General features: G+C 63.8%; 15 protein-coding genes. 9 read left to right on the top strand and 6 right to left on the bottom strand.

The genetic code is table 11. The features are described 5' to 3' along the window. Positions 1 to 62: 62 nt before the first annotated feature. Positions 63 to 485: a cupin domain-containing protein gene (locus LIW51_RS27495; protein ID WP_227378623.1), complete on the bottom strand. Its 423-nt coding sequence runs from the start codon at positions 483 to 485 to the stop codon at positions 63 to 65. After that, positions 482 to 1,849, bottom strand: coding sequence for an MmgE/PrpD family protein (locus tag LIW51_RS27490; protein ID WP_227378622.1), 1,368 nt, complete (start codon positions 1,847 to 1,849; stop codon positions 482 to 484). The genes LIW51_RS27495 and LIW51_RS27490 overlap by 4 nt, the downstream gene beginning before the upstream one ends. 195 nt (positions 1,850 to 2,044) lie before the next feature. Between LIW51_RS27490 and LIW51_RS27485 the strand changes: the two genes are divergently transcribed. After that, the gene (locus LIW51_RS27485) at positions 2,045 to 3,283 is read left to right on the top strand and encodes an MFS transporter (protein ID WP_227378621.1); all 1,239 of its coding nucleotides are present in this window, start codon (positions 2,045 to 2,047) and stop codon (positions 3,281 to 3,283) included. Position 3,284: 1 nt separating this feature from the next. Here LIW51_RS27485 and LIW51_RS27480 read toward each other — a convergent pair whose 3' ends face one another. Next, positions 3,285 to 4,472 carry an iron-containing alcohol dehydrogenase family protein gene (locus LIW51_RS27480; RefSeq protein WP_227378620.1) on the bottom strand — a complete coding sequence of 396 codons (1,188 nt, stop codon included), beginning with the start codon at positions 4,470 to 4,472 and terminating at the stop codon, positions 3,285 to 3,287. Between the two features lie 64 nt (positions 4,473 to 4,536). Then, complete coding sequence (locus LIW51_RS27475) at positions 4,537 to 5,421, bottom strand: isocitrate lyase/PEP mutase family protein (RefSeq protein ID WP_227378619.1); 885 nt, start codon at positions 5,419 to 5,421, stop codon at positions 4,537 to 4,539. Between the two features lie 98 nt (positions 5,422 to 5,519). Between LIW51_RS27475 and LIW51_RS27470 the strand changes: the two genes are divergently transcribed. Next, positions 5,520 to 6,734, top strand: coding sequence for an MFS transporter (locus tag LIW51_RS27470; RefSeq protein ID WP_227378618.1), 1,215 nt, complete (start codon positions 5,520 to 5,522; stop codon positions 6,732 to 6,734). Positions 6,735 to 6,785: 51 nt separating this feature from the next. Next, a complete protein-coding gene (locus LIW51_RS27465) occupies positions 6,786 to 7,850 on the top strand; it encodes an alkaline phosphatase family protein (protein ID WP_227378617.1) in 1,065 nt (354 codons plus the stop codon). A 34-nt stretch (positions 7,851 to 7,884) separates the two neighbouring features. On the opposite strand, the gene LIW51_RS27460 is transcribed toward LIW51_RS27465, so the two are convergent. Both LIW51_RS27460 and LIW51_RS27455 read right to left on the bottom strand, forming a co-directional pair. Further along, positions 7,885 to 8,292 (bottom strand): PPC domain-containing DNA-binding protein, encoded by a 408-nt coding sequence (locus tag LIW51_RS27460; RefSeq protein WP_368411869.1) that lies wholly within the window; start codon positions 8,290 to 8,292, stop codon positions 7,885 to 7,887. A gap of 94 nt (positions 8,293 to 8,386) precedes the next feature. Continuing rightward, entirely contained in the window at positions 8,387 to 9,994 is a 1,608-nt protein-coding gene (locus LIW51_RS27455) for a thiamine pyrophosphate-requiring protein (RefSeq protein ID WP_227378615.1), read from the bottom strand. A gap of 116 nt (positions 9,995 to 10,110) precedes the next feature. On the opposite strand from LIW51_RS27455, the gene ddh reads away from it, so the two are divergent. The 6 genes from ddh to LIW51_RS27425 all read left to right on the top strand — a co-directional run bounded on the left by ddh (position 10,111) and on the right by LIW51_RS27425 (position 20,216). Then, the gene (gene ddh, locus LIW51_RS27450) at positions 10,111 to 11,040 is read left to right on the top strand and encodes a D-2-hydroxyacid dehydrogenase (RefSeq protein WP_227378614.1); all 930 of its coding nucleotides are present in this window, start codon (positions 10,111 to 10,113) and stop codon (positions 11,038 to 11,040) included. Positions 11,041 to 11,149: 109 nt separating this feature from the next. Next, on the top strand, positions 11,150 to 14,173 hold the full coding sequence (locus tag LIW51_RS27445) for an FAD-binding and (Fe-S)-binding domain-containing protein (protein ID WP_227378613.1): 3,024 nt from the start codon (positions 11,150 to 11,152) through the stop codon (positions 14,171 to 14,173). A 152-nt stretch (positions 14,174 to 14,325) separates the two neighbouring features. Beyond that, positions 14,326 to 15,528, top strand: coding sequence for an iron-containing alcohol dehydrogenase family protein (locus tag LIW51_RS27440; RefSeq protein WP_227378612.1), 1,203 nt, complete (start codon positions 14,326 to 14,328; stop codon positions 15,526 to 15,528). Between the two features lie 108 nt (positions 15,529 to 15,636). Beyond that, entirely contained in the window at positions 15,637 to 16,842 is a 1,206-nt protein-coding gene (locus LIW51_RS27435) for an MFS transporter (RefSeq protein ID WP_227378611.1), read from the top strand. Then, positions 16,839 to 16,994, top strand: coding sequence for a hypothetical protein (locus tag LIW51_RS27430; protein ID WP_227378610.1), 156 nt, complete (start codon positions 16,839 to 16,841; stop codon positions 16,992 to 16,994). The genes LIW51_RS27435 and LIW51_RS27430 overlap by 4 nt, the downstream gene beginning before the upstream one ends. Positions 16,995 to 18,608: 1,614 nt before the next feature. Beyond that, complete coding sequence (locus tag LIW51_RS27425; RefSeq protein WP_227378609.1) at positions 18,609 to 20,216, top strand: putative glycosyltransferase family protein; 1,608 nt, start codon at positions 18,609 to 18,611, stop codon at positions 20,214 to 20,216. The last annotated feature ends 7 nt before the right edge of the window (positions 20,217 to 20,223 follow it).

Here is a 20,223-nt window from a genome sequence, read left to right as displayed (position 1 = left end):
CATGCGCGACAATCACAATCAAACTACCGCCGACGCTCCCACCACCGGGAGCGCGGGGTCGGCTACGACGAGGGGTCGTCGCCGTATCTGTCGGCCAGCAGTTCCCCGTAGCTCTGCACCTGATACACCGGACGCCGGCCCTCCGGGGGACTGCCGATAGCAACGATTTTACACGAGTCGTCGTACGGATTGTGCAGCATGTGGGGGACGGCCTCGTCGAAGCGAATGACGTCGTCCGTCTCGGCGTCGAAGGAGCCGTCCTCGACTTCGACGCGACACCGTCCGTCAACGATGTAGTAGAACTCCTCCTGCTCGTTGTGGTAGTGGTACGCGTTCTGCGAGAGCCGCTCGCCCGGTTCGAGGACGGCGACGTTGAAGTTGTAGTCGCCGATGCCGAGTTGCGGCGACACTTCCCACCGTCGGCCGGGCTTGTCCGAATTCACATCCAGTTCGCGGAGTGACCGGTGCTCGTAGCCGTCGCTCACGCGTCATCGCTCCCGGCGGTCGCGCTCTCCAACAGTCGGTCAAGGGCACCGTCGGTATCGAGGTCGGCGATGGCGGCCGCGACGGCGTCTGCCCGTTCAGGGCCGACGGTGGGTTCGGCGCACTCGAAGAACTTCGCGTCCAGGCGGTCGTCGGAGACGGGATTGTTGGGGCTCCCTGGCGCGTACTTCTCGACTGCGACGTACTGCTCGCCGTCGGTCGTCGTCAGGGTCACGCGAGCGCCGTACCCCGCGAACTCGCCACCGAAGAGGTTCGATTCGAACTCCCGCTCGACCTTTGCAACCACCTCCTGAGTTCGCGGGTCGGCGACGTACTCGTCGGAGAACTCCCGGACGCCGGCGTCCCGCTCGCGGAGTATTGCAGCGAGACAGAACTCGATGGAGAATTTGGCCTGAAGCGCGTCGTCGGGGTCGGCGTGGATGAGCATCTCGGAGGCCGCATCGTCGAGGGCGACACGTACCGACTCGACGTCATCCGGCCCGATGTCCTCGCGCTCGACCACCTCCCGCGCGGCGTCCATCGCCGCGTGCGTTATCACGCCCGAGGGGTACGGTTTGAAACCGATGTCGTCGACCGCCCAGGTCTCTCCGAGCCCCTCGGTTATGGCCGACGGGTCGTACTCGCCGCCGGGAGTCATCACGCGTCCGTACCCGATGTCCCCTTCGAACACCGCGTCGTCAGCCGTGAACCCCGCGTCCGCGAGCATCGCGGCGCGCACGCCCATCTGCGCGGCATGGCCGGCGTGGAGCGGTTTCGTCATCGACCCGAAGTTCTTCTTCAGCGACGACGAGCAGGACGCCGCGATTCCGTACGCGCGCTCGATCGCTTCGGGCGTCAGTCCGAGCGCCGACGCCGCGGCCGCCGACGCGCCGAACGTCCCGACCGTACCGGTGCTGTGCCAGCCGTTATCGTAGTGGCTCGGATAGGTGGCGTGGCCGGTTCGAAACGCGGCCTCGACGCCGACGATGTACGCCGTCAGGGCGTCGCGGCCGGAGCCCTCCGCCACCTGTACGCCGGCGAGGGCGGCCGGAAACACCGGCGACGTCGGGTGGATGACTATCGACTCGAAGGTATCGTCGTAGTCGATGGCGTGTCCGAAGGTACCGTTTGAGAGCGCTGCGCCGGGGGGACTTGCGGTGCCGCGACCGAGCACGGCTGCGTCGTCCCCCGGAAGGTATCCGTCGACGTACGACGAGATGCGGTCGCCGATGTCGTGCTGCGAACCGTACAGCGCAACCCCGACGTAGTCTCGAATCGCCCGCTTGGCTTCCTCGACTACGTCCGTCGGGATATCGTCGAACGATGTAGTAGCTGCGAACTCGGCTAACGTGTTAGTCTCTGCCATGCAAGAAAGTATCGTGACGCCGTGGTAAAAATCGTACCGACGGTTTCGTGCGCCGCGAGAGCGTTCGCGTCGACGGTGGGCGAACGACACATTCCCGGTCGTCCCGAATGCGGTCGTTCGACGGACGCCTTCTTCACCAAAATTTATACTACTCCGACTCATCGGTTCGCTCAATTCCCGCGGAGATTCCGAACGATGAAACGCAACGACCGGGCCATCGTCGGCTTCACGATGCTCGCCCACGCGATGTTCCACACGTACGAACTGGCAATCCCCATCTTCGTCACCGTGTGGCTCGACGCCTTCGCTACCACCGAGGCCACGCTCGGAATCGTCGTCGGTGCCGGCTACGCGCTCATCGGTCTGGGTGCGCTGCCGAGTGGCATTCTCGCGGACGCCTACGGATCAAAGCGGCTCGTCCTCGGCTCAGCGGTGGGGATGGGTGGCGGATTCCTGCTCGTGAGCCTTGCCCCGAACGTGGCGGTGCTCGGAGCGGCGCTGATTCTGTGGGGTGCTGGGGCGAGCCTCTACCACCCCGCGGGGCTCTCGTTGCTCAGTCGCGGCACCGAGAACCGCGGCACCGCCTTCGCCTATCACGGCGTCGCCGGCAACGTCGGAACCGTGGTCGGTCCGCTGGCCGCGGCGGTGCTCCTCAGCTACATCGACTGGCGACTCGTCGCCGCGCTGTTCGTCGCGCCCGCGCTGATAGCCGGAGCCATCGCGTTCAGAATCTCCTTCGACGAACGGGCGGCCACCGAAAGCGCCGAGGTCGCGGCCGACGGCGACCCCGGCCGGACGGTCGAAGCGGACGGAGGTCTCGGTTCGCTCCGGAAGCTCGTCGGCAACTCGCGCGCGCTGTTCACACGGGGGTTCACGGTCGTTTTCGTCGTCGTGATGCTGTACGGCCTCTACTACCGAGGAATCCTGACGTTCCTCCCAGAAATCCTCGGCGGTCTCCAGCTGTTCGAACCGATAACCGTCGCCGGTCGGTCGTTCCAACCCGGTCGATACGTCTACGCCGGTCTCCTGTTCGTCGGGATGTTCGGCCAGTACGCGGGCGGGAAAGCGAGCGATTTGGTCGAGACCGAACGCGCGCTCGTCGTCACCTTCGCGGTGCTGGTCGTCGCCGCGCTGCTCTTCGTCCCGGCGTCGTCGGCCGGCGTCGTGCCGCTGCTCGCGGTGTGCGTGTTGCTGGGATTCTTCGTCTACGTGGCCGCGCCGGTGTATCAAGCCACCATCGCGGACTACGTCACCGCCGACAGCCACGGCCTCTCGTACGGATTCACCTACTTGGCAATGTTTGGCGTCGGCGCGCTGGGCGCGGCGATGGCTGGCACCGTCCTCACCTACGCCGGGTCGGCTGCCCTGTTCGTCACGCTGGCCGCGCTCGCGTTACTCGCCGGACTCCTCAGCGTCTTCCTCCTCGTCCGCTGACTTACCGCAACGCTCGCGCTACCGGTTCCCGAATGTTCTCGTCGACCGTCCGCGGGTTCGTCTTGAGACGCCGCTCCTGAATCAGCGTGTTCCGCACTATGTCGTCCGCGTCGTCCGGCTCCAGCCCGAGGTCGGCGAACGACCCGGGGAGGCCGACGGCGTCCCGAATCCGACCGCACTCCCGGAGCAGCGCGCGGGCCGCGTCGTCGGTGTCGTCGTCGACCCCTGCCACGCCGAGTTCCCGCGCGACGTCGGCGTACTCCCGTCTCCGCACCGGGAGGTTGTAGCGCAGACCGGCGGTCAACGAGGCCGCGAGACACTCGCCGTGGGGTCGTCCGGTCATCCCGCCGACGCTGCTCGCGAGCGCGTGAACCGCACCTAAACCGGCGTTGGAAAACGCAGTTCCCGCGAGGTGGGCTCCGAGGCTCATCTCCCGTCTGGCCTCGCGGTCGTCGCCGTCGGCGACGACGCGCTCGAACGACCCGTGAACCAACCGGAGCGCCCTCCGTGAGAGCGGGCGCGAAATCGGATTCGCCCCCTGATAGCTGATGGGTCGCGGTTCGACCCGCCGGTAGTCGCGCGCGGTCAGCGATTCAAGCGCGTGAACGAACGCGTCGAACCCCGACCGCGCTGTCACATCGTTCGGGAGGTCATACGTGAGCGCAGGGTCGACGAGGGCGACCTCCGGGCGCAGCAGTTCGTCGCTCACCCCGCGTTTCACCCCGTCGTAGGAGACGACCGCCGTTTGGGTCGCTTGGGAGCCGGTACCGCTCGTCGTCGGAATCGCCACCGAGGGGACGGTCGGGCCGGGCACGCGGTCGACGCCGAGATAGTCGCCGGCCGACCCGCCGTGGGCGAGCAGCGTCGCGGTGACCTTCGCCGTGTCGAGACACGAACCGCCCCCGACGGCGACCACGCCGTCGTACTCCCCGTCCGGTAGTTCGTCGAAATCGTCGACGTTCGGTTCGGTCGTCGCGCGGTGAACGGCGGGTGAGGTTTCGAGACCGGCGAGCGCGGCGTTGAGCACGCCCGCCGATTCGACGCCTGCGTCCGTCACGACGAGCGGAGCGTCGACGCCCAACTCGTCGAGCGTCTCGGGAAGGAGCGCGACGGTTCCCTCGCCGAATTCGGTGTCCGGCGTCGCAAACGAGATGCTGGCCGCGCCGTCGTCCTCGCGTTTCTCGTCCATGCAATACTCTATCACGCCTCCTCCATAAAGGCGTGTCCCGATTCGGACGCGTCGTCCGGCCGATTCACGACGCCTCGTCCGGTTCGACGGCGTACCGTCCCTCCAGTTCGGCTATCTCGTCCAGCCCGGTGATATCGTTACGACCCTCCCAGGACACCAGTTCGTCGAGAACGCCCTGCTGCGTACCCGTTTCGACGATTTCGACGTACACGTCCTGTAACGTCTTGAGTACGGCTTTGAACCCGGTCGCGGGGAACAGTGCGATGTCGTACCCTAATGATTCCAACTCGGCGGCCGTCTGCATCGGAGTTCGGCCGCCCTCGGTCATATTCGCGAGCAGCGGGGCGTCGATTCGTTCGGCCACTTCCTCGAGTTCGGCGACCGACTCTGGTGCCTCGAAGAAGATGACGTCCGCACCTGCATCCAGGTACGCCTCGGAGCGTTCGACGGCCGAATCGAACCCCTCGACCGCCCGCGCGTCGGTTCGGGCGATGAGCACGAAATCGTTGTCCGTCCGGGCGTCCACGGCAGCTCGGAGTTTGGCCACCATCTCGTCGGTAGCCACGACCGACTTGTCGTCGAAGTGACCGCACTTCTTCGGGAAATCCTGATCCTCGAGGTGGATGCCGGCAACTCCCGCGCGCTCGAACTCCTCGACCGTCCGGCGGACGTTGATCGGATTTCCGTAGCCGGTGTCCGCGTCCGCGAACACCGGTACGTCGACCACGCCGGCAACCTGACGAGCGCGGTCGACCATCTCCGTGAGCGTCGTCAGTCCGACGTCCGGATATCCGTGGACGGACGTCGAGACGCTCGACCCTGACACGTAGACGACCTCGGCACCTGCGCGTTCGACGAGCTTCGCGCTCGCGGCGTCGTACGCTCCGGGCGCGACGAGAATTCCTTCATTGTCGATCGATTTTTTGAATCTGCCAGACGAACTCGACATGTGCTGGAATCCGGCCGAAGAACCATAACACTAAGTGTGCTCGACTGAACCCTCAGACTGGAATCCGTCACGAGACGAATCGAAGGAGGTCGAAAGCCGTGCACGAACGAACTCGGTCGCTCGCGGTCGCCAGCATCGTCCTCCTGCTCTCGGTTCTCGTCTGGTTCAACTACTCGGCGCTTCTCCCGCAGATAGTCGACGCATGGTCGCTGTCGGGAATCCAGGCCGGTGCGCTGTTCGCGGCCTTCCAAGCGGGATACGTGGTCGCCATCATCCCCGCCGGGTTGGTCGCCGACAGCTCTTCGACGCGACGCGTGGTCGCCGTCGGCGCGACCGGCACTGGACTGGCGAGCATCGCGTTCGCGGCGCTCGCCGACGGCTTCTTAATCGGCGTTTTCTTCCGGTTCGTGGCGGGGGTGTTCATGGCCGGCGTGTACGTGCCCGGGATGCGGTTCCTCAGCGAGTGGTATCCCGAGTCGGCTCGCGGACGCGCGCTCGGCGTCTACACCGGCGCGTTCTCGCTGAGCACGGGACTGTCGTTCCTGCTCTCCTCGTCGGTCGCCGCCGCACTGGACTGGCGTGTCGCTATCGGGGCGACAAGCGTCGGCGCGGTGGTCGCCGGACCGCTGATGCTCGCGTTCGCTCGTGACCATCCCGATGCGGCCGTGAGCGACCGGCGATTCGACCGTCGCTTGCTCTCCAACCGGGCATATCTGTACGCCGTGGGCGTCTACGCCGGACACACGTGGGAGGTGTTCGGAGTTCGCAACTGGATGCCGGCGTTCCTCGTCGCCACGACGGCGGTCGCGGGGGCGTCCGACCCGACCGTTCTGGCCGGACTGCTGACCGGCGCGATGATGTCGCTGGGCGGCGTCGGAAACCTCCTGGGAGGCTGGGCCAGCGACTCCGTCGGTCGAATTCGAACCGTTCTCGCAGTTCTCACGGCGAGCGCGTGCATCAGCGCGGCTATCGGCTTCCTCGACTGGCTGTCGCTTCCCGTGTTGACCGCGCTCCTGTTGGTCTACGGCGCGCTGCTGACGGCCGACAGTTCGCCCACCTCGACGGCCGTCACCGAAGTGGTCGCGGACGAAAACGTCGGCGTCGCGCTGTCAGTACAGACGCTCGCGGGGTTCAGCGCGACGGTCGTCTCCCCCGTCGTCTTCGGCGCGGTGCTCGACACCTCCGGATACGCGTGGGCGTTCATCACCCTCGCCCTCGGGGCGGCCTTCGGCCTCGTCTCGCTCGGCCTGCTCTCACGACGCCTCCGTCGCTCGCCACGCGCTCCGGAGGAACGCGCGGCGATGGGAGAGTGACGCCGGCGAAGGTATATGTGACTCGAACCACCACCTTACGAAAGTTACCACATGACTCACGTCATCGCCTGTCTCGACGGCCTCGACCCTGCGTATCTCTCGGCGACAGAGACGCCCGGCTGGGAAGACGTCGCCGCTCGAGGAAACGCGGGCGTCTGCGACGGTATCGTACCGAGCCTCACGAACGTGAACAACGCGGGCATCGTCACGGCCGATTTCCCCGACCGGAACGGCGTGACGGGAAACACATACTACGACCCCGAACGCGACGAGCAGGCGTTCATGAACGACCCCTCGCACCTGCGGTGCCGGACGGAACTCCAGCGCCGCGCCGAGCGGGGCGAGACGGTCGCAGCCTTGGTGGCGAAGGATAAACTGGTAGGGATGGTCGGTCAGGGGTGCGACGTCGCGGCGAGCGCGGAGAATCCGCCCGAGTGGCTCGCGGCGGCCGTCGGCGAACCGCCGGGTATCTACTCCGGTAAGGCCAGCGCCTGGCTGCTCGAAGCCGCGGTGCACCTGTTGGACGAGCGCGACCTCGACGTGCTCTACGTGTCGACGACGGATGTGGTTCCGCACAAACACGGGCCGGACGAAGCGGCGGCCGAGCAGTGGGTCGGCGAACTCGATGCGGGTGTCGCCACGCTTCACGAACGAAGCGACGCGCTCGTCGCCACCGCCGACCACGGTATGAACCGGAAGTCGGTGTGCGTCGACCTCGAAGCGGTTCTCGACCGGGAGGGCCACGACGCCGAAGTCGTCCGACTCATCACGGACGAACACACCTACCACCACCAGAACCTCGGCGGCGCAGCGTACGTATATCTCCGCGACGACTCGGCGGACGCCCTCGAGTGGCTCGACGATGTCGACGGGGTCGACGAGGTGGTTTCCGCCGACGAGGCGGCTCGGCGATTCCGACTGCCGACCGACGACATCGGCGACGCGCTCGTGCTCGGAACCGAGTCGTCGGTGTTCGGCCCCGTCGAGAACGGCGTTCGCGGCTCGGTCGATCTGCGGTCTCACGGCTCTCATCACGAGCGCCGCGTTCCGTACGTCGCCAGCACGGGCGCGACGCTCGAGTACAACGTCGAAGCCTTCCCGAGTCTCGAAGGGTGAATCGGCGAAAACGAGGATCGATGGACGCGCCGACCTAGATGTCGAACACGTCGAGGCCGGTTCGGTCGTCGAGTCGGTGCGTCAGCGGCGTCTCGCCGAGCGTCACGAGGATTTCGAAGGTTCCCGAGACTCGGGCCCCGGAGCAGTGACCGCCGAGCGATTCGAAGGTGTCCGTCCCGAGTTGGATGTGCGTGTGTATCTTGTCCGGCCCGATGTTTCCGAGGAAACTCGTCACTTCGAACTGTCCGGTGAACTCCTCCTCGCTGTACTCTTGCGTTTCGACGTCGTAGTGCCCTAGCGTGGCCCGGTCGACGGCGCCGATTCCGGCGAGAAAGCCGTTCTCGATGTCGTACTCGTCGCGGAGCGTTTCGAGCGAGTCCATGACCTCGTCGCCCGGGTCGAGGCGAACGACGATTCGGTCGTCTTCGTGTACGTGTTCCATGCGTGCGTTTGCCACGACGGTCACGGCCCACTTCGTAGTATCGCTCCGGAGTCGATTCCCGTCGACAGTAGAAAGGGAGGAACGGTTCCCGGACTCAGTCGAGGTCGGGACGCGAGAGCTCCGTCTCCTTGCCTGTAATGAACTCCAACAGAACCGGCGTTCCCTCTTCGGTCTTCGACACGCCGCGTTCGATGGCGCCCGCTATCTCGTCGGGGTTCTCGATGCGCTCGCTGTACGCGCCGAGTGCGTCGGCTACTTGGTCGAAGTCGCCGCCGAACGGCGTCTCGTAGCCCGCCATCTCGAAGTTGTTCAGGAGGATGGAGAGGATGGGGATGTCGTAGCGCGCCGCGGTTTCGAGGTCGAGCCCCGTCATACCGATGGCGCCGTCGCCCCACACGTTGATACAGAGCTTGTCCGGGTGAGCCAGTTTGGCCCCCATCGCCAGACCGAGACCGTAGCCGAGCTGCGTCGTCTTCCCCCAGCCGATGTAACTGAGCGGCTCCGACGATTTCCAGAACGGCGCGAGAAAGTCGCGGGCGTTGCCGGCGTCGTGCGTGATGATCGCGTCTTCGGCGTCGACGACCTCGGTGAGTTCGTTGACGACCCGGTAGGGATTGATGGGCGTCTCGTCGGACTCCAACTTGGGCTGCCAGTCGGCGAGCCACTCCGATTCGACCTCCCGAATCTCCGCGACGACGTCATCTCGACGGCCCCGCGCGGTGTCGAGGCGGCCCTCGACCTCGTCGACGAGGGCTTCGAGCGTTAGTTCGGCGTCGCCGACGATGGCGTGGTCGCTCTCGACCTCCTTGTCGATGTCCGTCGGGTCGAGCGTCGCGTGGACGATCTCGTTGTCCTCGGGCACGGTGATGCCGTAGGCGGTGGTCGAGAAGCTGGTGCCGACGCCGAACAGGAGGTCGCACTCGTCGAGGAAGTGCGCGAGTTGGCCGGGTTCGCTCTTCGACCCCGCCCCGAGCGACAACGGGTGGTCTTCGGGGAAGGCGCTCTTCCCGTTGAGACTGGTGGCGACCGGGGCTTCGACGAGTTCGGCGAGTTCCCATAGCCGCTCCCAGCCCTTCGCGTAGTGGACGCCCTGTCCGGCATAGATGACCGGTCGCTCGGCGTCGAGCAACATGTCGACCGCCGGTGGGATGTCGTTCGGGTCGGGCCCCGTCTTCGAGGACTTCGTGGGCGTGTAGTCGATGTCGCCGACCTCCTCGGAGAAGACGTCTTTCGGAATCTCGACGAGAGCCGGGCGCGGACGGCCGTTTCGCGCGGCGCTGAACGCTCTGCGAACCGTCTCGACGACCGACTCGGGGTCTTTCAACTGCTCGCAGGATTTGGTGACGTGCTGGTAGTTGACAAGCGAGTTGAACTTGGGGTCGACGTCGGTTTTCGCCAGGTCGTACCCCGCCGGAAACGCGACGATGGGAACCGACTCCGCGTACGCCTGGGCGACGCCGCCGAAGGCGTTCTCCGTTCCAGGACCGTGCTGACAGGCGAACACGCCAAGTTCGTCGCCCGAGGTCACCCGGCTGACGGCGTCGGCCATGTGCACGCCCGTCCGTTCCTGCCGGACGACGATGGTTCGGATGCCGGCGTCTTCGACGGCTCCGGTGTCGAACAACGGATTCGACGGGAATCCGAACAGGTAGTCGACACCTTCCGCTACGAGGATCTCCGCGATCGCCTCTGTTACGTCCATGCGAATGACTGGCGTGGTGGAGTATTGTAAAGTTAATTATCACATTTAATCATTTCTATCGTTCGAGCGTAACGGGGCGGCGAAAACGTCACATTGCATCCGTGTGAGTACTACGTATGTCAGAATTGGAGCGACTCTGCGTTCACGAATCGGTGGAGAACGTCGTCCCGAAGGAAGCGTTCGTGGAGGCGTTCGCGGATCTCGACGTGCTCGCCGAACTCGTCGGCGACGACGGGCGCTACAACGAGACGGACGCCGTCGCCACGTACCGACCGCGTCCCGAGTTTCTCGACGCCGCATGGGTTCACTGCGTCCGGGCCGGTTACGACGAGTTCGACACCGACTCCTACCGAGCGTCGGGCGTATCCCTGACGAACAGTACCGGCATCCACGCCACGACCGCCGGCGAACTCGCCGTCTCCTACATGCTCTCGTTCGCCCGCATGCTTCACATCTACCGCGACCACCAGAACGCAACCCACTGGTACACGCCCGACTACGACCGACCGTTCACCGTCGAGGGGAAGCGCCTCTGCGTGGTGGGATTGGGAACCATCGGGCGGGGTATCGCCGAGCGCGCGGACGCCCTCGGGATGGAGGTCATCGGAGTCCGCCGCTCCGACGAACCCATTCGCGGCGTCTCGCGCGTCTACGCCCCCGAAGAACTCCACGAGGCTATCGCGGACGCTCGCTTCGTCGCGCTGGCGGTTCCGCACACGCCGGCGACCGAGGGGATGATGAGCACCGCCGAGTTCGAACGCATGCGTGACGACGCCTTCCTCGTCAACGTCGCCCGCGGCCCCGTCGTCGACGAGGACGCGCTCGTCGACGCCCTCGACGTCGGCGCTATCGCGGGTGCGGGTCTGGACGTCTTCGAGACCGAACCGCTTCCCGAGGATTCCCCGCTCTGGGACTTCGATGAGGTCATCATCTCCCCGCACAAGGCCTCGGCGACGAACCGCTACCATCTCGACATCGCCGAGCTCGTCGTCGAGAACGTCCGCCGATTCCGAACCGGTGAGGAACTCAAGAACCAGGTCGCGTAGCGTTGCTCGTACTCGCGGTCGCGGTAGCGACGAATCGACGTCCGCGGTGCCGTCGCGGCGAAGGGTTTACACTGACGGCCCGTTCATTGAGAGACGATAACGAGAGTCTATGGCTGAGCGCAAATTACCTTCGGAGCCGGGGCCTGCCGGCGACGACCGGGCGAACTACGATTACCGCGAGGGAGCTGTCGAACGCCCCGGTCTCGTGGACGACCTCGAACCGCTCGTCGACGGCGACGTCAGATTCGACACCTACACGCGTCAACTGTACGCCACGGACGCGAGCGCGTACGAAGTGACGCCCATCGGCGTCGTCTTCCCCGAATCGACCGACGATGTGGTCGCGGTCGTGACCTACTGCGCCGAGCGCGAGATACCGATTCTGCCGCGGGGTGGCGGCACGAGCCTCGCCGGACAGACGGTCAACGAAGCCATCGTGCTCGATTTCACCCGGTACATGACCGACGTGTTGGACGTCCATCCTGACGACCGCGAGGTGCGCGTCCAACCCGGGGCGATACTCGCGGAGGTGAACGAACGGTTGGCGTCTCACGACCTGAAGTTCGCACCCGACCCCTCGACGGCGAACCGGAGCGCCGTCGGCGGCGCGATCGGCAACAACACCACGGGCGCCCACTCGCTGAAGTACGGGAAGACGGACGCCTACGTCGAGGAACTGGAAGTCGTCCTCGCCGACGGCACCGTGACGACGCTCGGTGAAACGACGCTCGCGGAACTCCGGGCGGGTGCCGACGCCGACGGCGACCTCGAAGAGCGCCTCTACGCCGAGGCGCTACGAGTCGTCGAGGAGGAGGTCGAGACCGTCGAGGACGCCTACCCCAGTCTCAAAAGAAACGTCTCGGGCTACAATCTGAACGTCTTGGTCGAGGAAGCGGACGGTGCCGCGAGCGAGGCGGGAAGCGTCAACCTCGCGCGCCTGATGGTCGGCAGCGAGGGAACCCTCTGCGTGGTGACCGAGGCGACGCTCTCCCTGGAGCCGATTCCCAATACGACTGCCATCGGCTTGCTCACCTACGATAGTCTCATCGAGGCGATGGAGGACGTCGAATCCATCCTCGACCACGACCCCGCGGCGGTCGAGGTGCTGGACGGCGTACTCGTTGAACTCGCCCGCGGATTGGAGGACTTCAAGGACGTGGTGAGTATCCTCCCCGAGCGAACCGACACCTTCCTGCTCGTCGAGTTCTACGCCGACACCGATGAGGCGGCCCGGGCGAAGGTCGACGAACTACTCGACGACCGCGTCGGCGACGTCGCGTTCGACGGGTTGACGGCGTTCTCCGAGGAGAGCCAGCGGAAGTTCTGGAAGATGCGGAAAGCGTCGACGCCGATTCTGCTCTCGCGGACGACCGACGAGAAGCACATCGCCTTCATCGAGGACATCGCCGTTCCCCCCGAGAACCTCCCCGAGTACATCGCGGACTTCCAGGACGTCTTCGAGGAACACGACACATTCGGGAGCTTCTACGCCCACGCCGGTCCCGGCTGTATCCACGTCCGACCGCTCGTCAACACCAAGACCGAAGGGGGAATCGATAAGATGGCGTCGATAGCCGACGCGGCGACGGATCTCGCGGTCGAGTACGGCGGGAGCGTCTCAGGCGAGCACGGCGACGGGCGCGCGCGAACGCAATGGAACCGGAAACTCTACGGCGAGGACGTCTGGACGCTCTTCCGCGACCTCAAGACTGCGGTAGACCCGGATTGGCTCTTGAATCCGGGGAACGTCTGCGGCGACCACGACCTGACCGAAAACCTCCGGTTCGACCCCGGCTACGAGTTCGATTCGGGGTTCGACCCGGCGCTGAACTGGGAGAACGAGAACGACTTTCAGGGGATGGCCGAACTTTGTCACGGCTGCGGCGGCTGTCGCGGCAGGCAGGAGACCACCGGGGGCGTGATGTGCCCGACCTACCGCGCCTCGCGGGAGGAGATCCAATCCACCCGCGGACGGGCGAACCTCCTCCGGCAAGCTATGTCGGGCGACCTCGATGCGGCGACCGCCAGTTCGGAGGGGGCATCGCCCGGAGAGGGAGACGAAGCGCAGTTCGACGTCGAATTCATGCACGAGGTGATGGACGTATGTATCGGCTGCAAAGGCTGCTCCGTGGACTGCCCGAGCGAAGTCGACATGGCGAAGCTGAAGGTCGAAGTCGAACACGAGTACAAGAACCGCCACGGGGCGACCCTTCGAGACCGCATTTTCGCCAACATCGACGCGCTATCGAGATTCGGGAGCGCGCTGGCACCGCTCTCCAACTGGGGTCGGAAACTGCCCGGTGCTCGTCCGATGATGGAGAAGACGATAGGCGTCGCCCGCGAGCGTTCCCTGCCGGAATTCCGACGAACGACGCTACGCGACTGGTTCCGAGAGCGCGGCGGTGCGAAAGTCCCCGAAGCGGAGGCCGAACGGAAGGTCGTTCTTTTTCCCGACACGTACACCAACTACAACCACCCGGAACCGGGAAGAGCCGCCGTGAGGCTACTCGAAGCTGCCGGCGTCCGTGTCGCCGTACCGGACGTGACGGGGAGCGGACGCCCGCCGTACTCGAAGGGCTTCGTCGAGAAGGCTCGCGGTATCGCCGACCGGAACGTCGACGCCCTATCGCGGTACGTCGCCGACGGCTGGGAAGTTGTCACGGTCGAGCCCTCCGACGCGGTGATGTTCCAGTCGGACTACCTCGACCTTCTCAGCGGCGACCGCGTCGAGGCGGTCGCCCGGAACACCTTCGGCGTCTGCGAGTACCTCGACGTCTTCCGACTTGACGAAAACCTGCGGTGGGATGCACCTCCGATATCGCTCACCTACCACGGTCACTGCCACCAGAAATCGGTCAAGAAAGACCACCATGCCGTGGGTCTCCTCCGTCGCGCGGGCTACGAGGTCGACCCCCTCGACTCGGGCTGTTGCGGCATGGCCGGCACGTTCGGCTACGAGGCCGAGCACTACTCGATGTCGCAGGCGGTCGGTCGCATCCTCTTTGAGCAGGTCGACGACAGCGACGGTGACGTCGTGACCGCGCCCGGCGCCTCCTGTCGGACGCAACTCGGCGACGAGTACGACGAGGACGTTCCGCATCCCGTCGAGAAACTGGCGACCGCGCTCGAGTGAGAACCGAATCCGCCGCCACGATACCGCTCCGAGTCGGTGACGTTCGTTCACGGCGGGCCAACCACAGCGGGGCACGGTGCTCGGGATTCGAATCGGTTCCGACGGCGTCGCACCAGCCACCTTCATTGCGGAGTCGCTCCAATCGGCGAACGATGCTCCGTAACGTCGACGCGTTCGAGTACGAGTACCGTGGCTGCGACCTTATCTTCGGCCGTGGATGCGTTGGTCGGCTCGGCGACTACCTCGCGGAGTGCGACCTCGACCGCGCCGTGATCGTCTGCGGGTCGAACGTCGGGGCCAACGACGACCTGATGACCCCGATCAAAGACGGACTCGGCGACCGCCTCGTCGACGTTTTCGACCGGACGACGCCGGAGAAACAGGCCGAGACCGCCTTCGAGGTTATCGACGCGATGCGCGAGGTCGACGCGGACGTCCTCGTCGGAGTCGGAGGCGGCAGTAGCCTCGACGTCGCCCGACAGGCGAGCGTTCTCGCTCCGGACGACCGCTCGCTCTCTGATTTCCGCGACGAGGCGCGCGACGGGGAACTCCGCCAGCCCGATTCGAACGGCGAACGACCGCCGGTGGTCGTCGTCCCGACCACGTTCGCGGGAGCGGACGTGTCGAGCGGCGGGTCGATCGAGATCCTCTCGGCGGCTGAGTCGCCGACTGAACAGCCGATGAGCGTCAGTGGTTCGGTGATGCCGATCGCGGACTTCGCCGACCCGTCCCTGTTCGAGACGACGCCGGTGAACGCACTGGCCGGTTCGGCGATGAACGGTTTCGATAAGGGAATCGAGACGCCGTACGCCCGGGATGCGACCCCCGTCAGCGACGCGACGGCGGTTCACGGCATTCGGCTATTGAGCGACGCACTCCCGCGGGTCGCTGGCGACGCTGGTTCCGCCGACGCCGAGATGTTCGACCGGGCGGTGGTCGGCTCGCTGCTCGTCCAACTTGACCGGAAGATCTCGATCGTTCACGCGTTCGGTCACGGGTTCGCCCGTCGGTACGCCGTCCAACAGGGTGCGGTACACGCGGTCGTCGCGCCGCACGTTCTTCGATACCTCTTCGCGGAGGTGGACGCGAACCGCGCCGTGCTGGCGAACGGGTTCGGCATCGACACGGCCGAGCGCTCCGCCGCCGAGGTGGCCGACATGGTCGTCGACGCGGTTACTGAGGTACGGGATTCGCTCGACGTTCCGACGCGCCTCCGGGATCTTCCCGAAACACGGCGGGAGGATTTGCCGGCGATCGCCGAGTTCATCGTCGACGACTCCCCGATGGCTCGTGCGCCGACGGGACTGAGCCCGAGCGCCGAGGAAATCGAGTCGGTGCTCCGTGAGGCGTGGTGATAGAACCCCGTCTGAATCGAAAGCGAACGGGATTATCGAGGCCGGAAAGTATAACAGGAGCGTCGGAGTTAGGCTAACCCAATCTACCATCGAATGCCGTCCACTGAGTTGAGAGAACACGTCGAACGCACGGTCGCTTCACTGCGCGGTGACGGCCGCGGTTGGGCGCTCGTCGTCATCGCGCTCGGATGGTTGTTGATACTCGGAACGCGAATCACGATCCCCGTGTTGTTGCCCGGGATAAAGACGACGTTCGATATCGACAACGCGACCGCCGGATTCACCATCACCGTCATCTGGGCGGTGTACGGTCTGTCACAGTTCCCCGCCGGTCTCCTGAGCAATCGCATCGGCGACCGGAAGGTTCTCATCGCCAGTCTCGTCGTCATGACGGCGAGCGTCGGCGCACTTGCGGCCGCCCCCGTCTTCTTCGTCTTCCTCGGGATGGCGGCGCTCGTCGGCGTCGGGAACGGCCTCTACGGGCCGACGCGAGGAACGCTCCTCTCGTCTCTGTATCCCGAGAACGACAGTACCGCTATCGGATTCACGCTCGCGGTCGGGAGCCTCGGCGCTGCGGCGCTTCCTATCCTCGCCGGAACTATCGTTACTCGGTTCGGATGGCGCGTTCCGATCGCCGGTGCCGTCCCGATATTTTTACTCACGACCGTAATGGCGTGGCGAGTTATCCCGTCGACCGCCATACCCGACGCCACCGAGGCATCGTCCCGCCGTCGTCTTCGGAGTCTTCTGTCCGCCGTCGGCCGACGTCCGGTGCTGCTAAGCGTCGGAGGGAAGACGATTAGAGTGTTCGTCTTCCAGGGACTTTCCGCCTTCCTTCCGACGTACCTCATCACGGTCAAGGGTATCGACGAAGTGACCGCCAGCGTGCTCTTCGCGGCCCTTTTCGTGAGCGGAGCCGTCGCGCAGATCGGCGGCGGACGCGCGGTCGGCCGCTACGGGAATCGGTTCGTGCTGGTCGCTCTTGCCGGTGCTAGCGTGCTACCGCTTCTCTCACTTCCGTTCGTTTCCGGCGTCGTCCCCATCGCTATCGTCATCGTCCTCATCGGCGTCCAATTGGGCATCGCGCCGGTCACCAACACCTATATCATCAACGCCCTCCCGCCCGCAAACCGCAACGGAGCGTGGGGACTCCTGCGGACTGGCTACTTCCTCGTCGCGTCGACTGGGTCGGTCTTCGTCGGGGTTCTCGCCGACGCGGGATACTTCGACGGTGCGCTCATGACACTCGGCGGCTTGCTCGCCGTCGTCGCGGTCATCTTCACATTCCTCCCCGAACTCTCGGAGAGTCGGTGACGAAGGAGCCCGGAAACGCCACCTCGATGATGAACACTGTTCCCTCGCGGACGGCGAGCGGTCCGCCGGAGTGGTTCGATCTCTATCGTACCGTTCCGTCCATGCGGTCGAGCGCTGCGGTTCCGTTCCCCGCTGCGTACACCATCTTCTGATCCGCGACAAGTGACGTTACCCCAGCTCACTCCAAGCGGAGCGGCGGCCCACGCGACCGACGGGTTCGTCGGCGGGGTCGCGTCGAGATTGGTAGCGGTGTTCGCGGAATCGTACCGCCGGAGCGGTCACGTGTCGGGCCGCGGAGTCCACGACTCGACGGGGCCGAGTCGAAGTTGCGAGACGGCACCGATGCTGAGACTAGTGACGCCGCCGCCGGCGAGAATATCCCGTCTCGATGGCATTAGCGGAAAGATATTACTCAAGCGTAATAACTCTCATTATTACGATTCTGTTACCAATCGCTAGTTCGATCGAACGAATGAACTTCGAGGAAGCTACCTCGTGAGAGAAGACGCCGATAGCTCTCCCCGTAACAGAGTTGCGCTACGTATCTATCACCGGCGAATATCCCTGTCGGGTACGAAAATTTATCATTAATTGTAGTATATACATTAAAAATAGTTTAGAGAGTGACTACGGTTTTGGTTGCCTTCCTCGCCGTGTTATTTATTGCTCCAGTCATTTTGTGTATGCGAGTCTCATCGTGGCCATACGCGGTCTCTTAGGCCGTGACGAACACTCCTTGAGGACGAGTCCGGAATCAAGGAATATCAAATCCGCCGAATGGTGTGTTCGATTATATTGATCAGTATGACTGACTAGTATGTCTGACCGGTAATACCAACGACGTTCGTACGGCTACACTGGTCATCCTGGAAAGGAGTCGGTTCTGAACGCGAAATGACCTGAAATCCGCACGGAAGACGAACGAAATCGAGATGCTCTGCGTTTTCCTGGACACCAACCTTCCCGAGGTCCGCGATTGGCGCTCGACCCGTACCGGTAGTACCGCGAATAGGCGGAAACCCTCGACCGTTCGTCTCTGACGGACTGACGGCGCGCAGGTTGGTCGCCGACTCGGCGAACGCTGTGCGGGCTTCGACGAACGCGAAGTGGGAGAGAGGGACAAATCGACGAACCCCGCTGCTGCCCAAATCCCGCCGGAAGGATGCGATACCACGTTTTGAAACGAGTTTGCCACATCGTGCCGGTCGACTCTACGCTTTTCTGCTCACGCGTTCACCCTGCGCGTTCGTCATCTCGGCTTGAAGTCGACCATCCGTGCTCCTTGACTATCTTCGGCCCGCATTTTTCACAAAACGTGAATTCGCGGTCTTGTTCCGTTCCCCCGGGCCCGAATTGGAACACCGAGTGAGGTTTGACGGAGAGAAAGTCACCGCATTCGTCGCACATGTACCCTTCTGGCATGGTACCCATTACCAGTCTAAGTCATATATGTCTTCGCCACGGAATAGCAAGCCTATTGACCCTCGCGTGCCGTTGATGATACTCACGTTCGGAATCTCCAAGCAGAATCGACCCAATGATGCCATTCTCAAGAATACGCGGGCGACCGTCGATAGTTACCTCGAGACGCTACGCGGGACCTTCATTCAGCCTGCGGCCCGTGGTCCACCGCCGGATCTCGATCTGATACGCGACGCGGGAATCCCACAACATAGAAGACGGTTCCATCGGTATTGCTATCTGGTTCAGTCCAGAGCCCTAAAATGCAACTTGATTCGTTTACTACTACTTTCGACGACAATCATATGAGACGATGGGTGCTCGAGTATCTCTGGCTCACGCCTGCGCTGTTCATCGCCGGTCTCACGTACAGTAGCTATCTCGCCACGCACCAAAATCCGGCCTTCGGTGGCGGCCTGTTTCTCTCTATGGCTGAACAGATCGCCAATCAAGGCTATCGATTTCCTCGAGTCGTGCCGCAGTACACGGCGAACGGCGTCCCGTTCGCGTACCCCCCGTTGATGTTCTACTGTCTTGCCGTACTCTACGACGTGTTCAGCGTTGATTTGTTCGTATTGACTCGCTATCTCCCCGGACTAGTTACTATCGCTAGTTTGATTCCGTTCTACCTGCTCAGCAAAGAGCTGCTTCGATCCCCCCAACGAGCGGGGATGGCGAGTTTCGTCTTTGCGGTAACTCCTGCGTTCGTCCGATGGCACTTCTCTGCCGGCGGTATCGTTCGCGCGCCGGCGTTCTTGTTTTCACTTGCCGGAGTGTACACCGCTTTGCGGCTCTTCAAAACGATGTCGTGGCGATGGGTCGTTCCCACAGCCGTGTGGTTTACCCTGACAGCGCTCACCCATCCGGAATACACTGTCTTTCTCGGTCTGAGCATCGCCGTCTTCACCGTGACGTACGCTCGGACGGCTCGCGGGTTCGCGTACGCCGCCATCGTCGGCATCTGTGGAATCGTTCTAACCGTCCCTTGGTGGGGGAGGATCATATCGATCTACAGCTTCGAGAACCTCGTCTCAGCGTCGAGTACCCACGGGGGACTTGGAGGGGGACTCGGTGTCGTGGTGGAGCTCTTTCTCGGGAATCCACAGTCTACCGCGACGGTATCTCCATCTCCGCAACTCTACGGTGTGATTCTCCTTTCGCTCTGGTATGCGATTCCGATCGCTGGCGTTGCGTATCTACTCGCCGAGCGCCGAGGCTTCCTCCCGATTTGGCTTCTCCTCGTCGGTGCGATTACTGGAGAAACTCGGTTCATCTTCGTAATCGGGTCGCTGGTGACGACCATCTTCGTACTCGACGGTGCCGTCCCGTGGATTACGCGATTGATAGAGCCGGTTATGACGCGGCAGCATACACTCATCGCGGTTCTGTTGGCTCTCTCGGTTTTTGGAGCGAACATCTCGACCCTGTACGTTTCTGGAGCCATCAATGAATACGAGGGGAGTAACTCGATGCCCTCGTTTATCGACGAACACGATCATTCGGCGATGCAGTGGACCCAGCGCAACGTCGACCAGTCCGCAGAGTTCATCGTCATCGGTGATGCCGCCGAGTGGTTCCCGTATATAGCGAATCGTACGAACCTCGTCGGCCCGTGGGGCGTCGAATGGGAAAGCAGCCCGGTAACCTACGAGTGGCAATACACGGCATACCAACGGATTTCCACGACGACAACCGTCGAGGAGTTGAATAGAAACATCGCACTGACCGCGACCACTCCGGACTACATCTACGTCCCGAAAGGAAAGTACACCGTTTACGGGCGCAAGTACAACCAGCGACAGTCGTTCATTTCGGAACTCCAGCGATCCGGCGAGTATCGAGCCGTTTACCAAAATCGGGAAGTCATCATCTTCAAACGAACGACCAACACGTCCGTCCTGAACGGAGGGTGAAACGAAC

This window comes from Haladaptatus halobius (assembly GCF_020618475.1).
Taxonomy (GTDB): domain Archaea; phylum Halobacteriota; class Halobacteria; order Halobacteriales; family Haladaptataceae; genus Haladaptatus; species Haladaptatus halobius.
The sequence above is the reverse complement of the archived record's forward strand: the minus strand, read 5'-3'. Positions and strand labels throughout refer to the sequence as shown.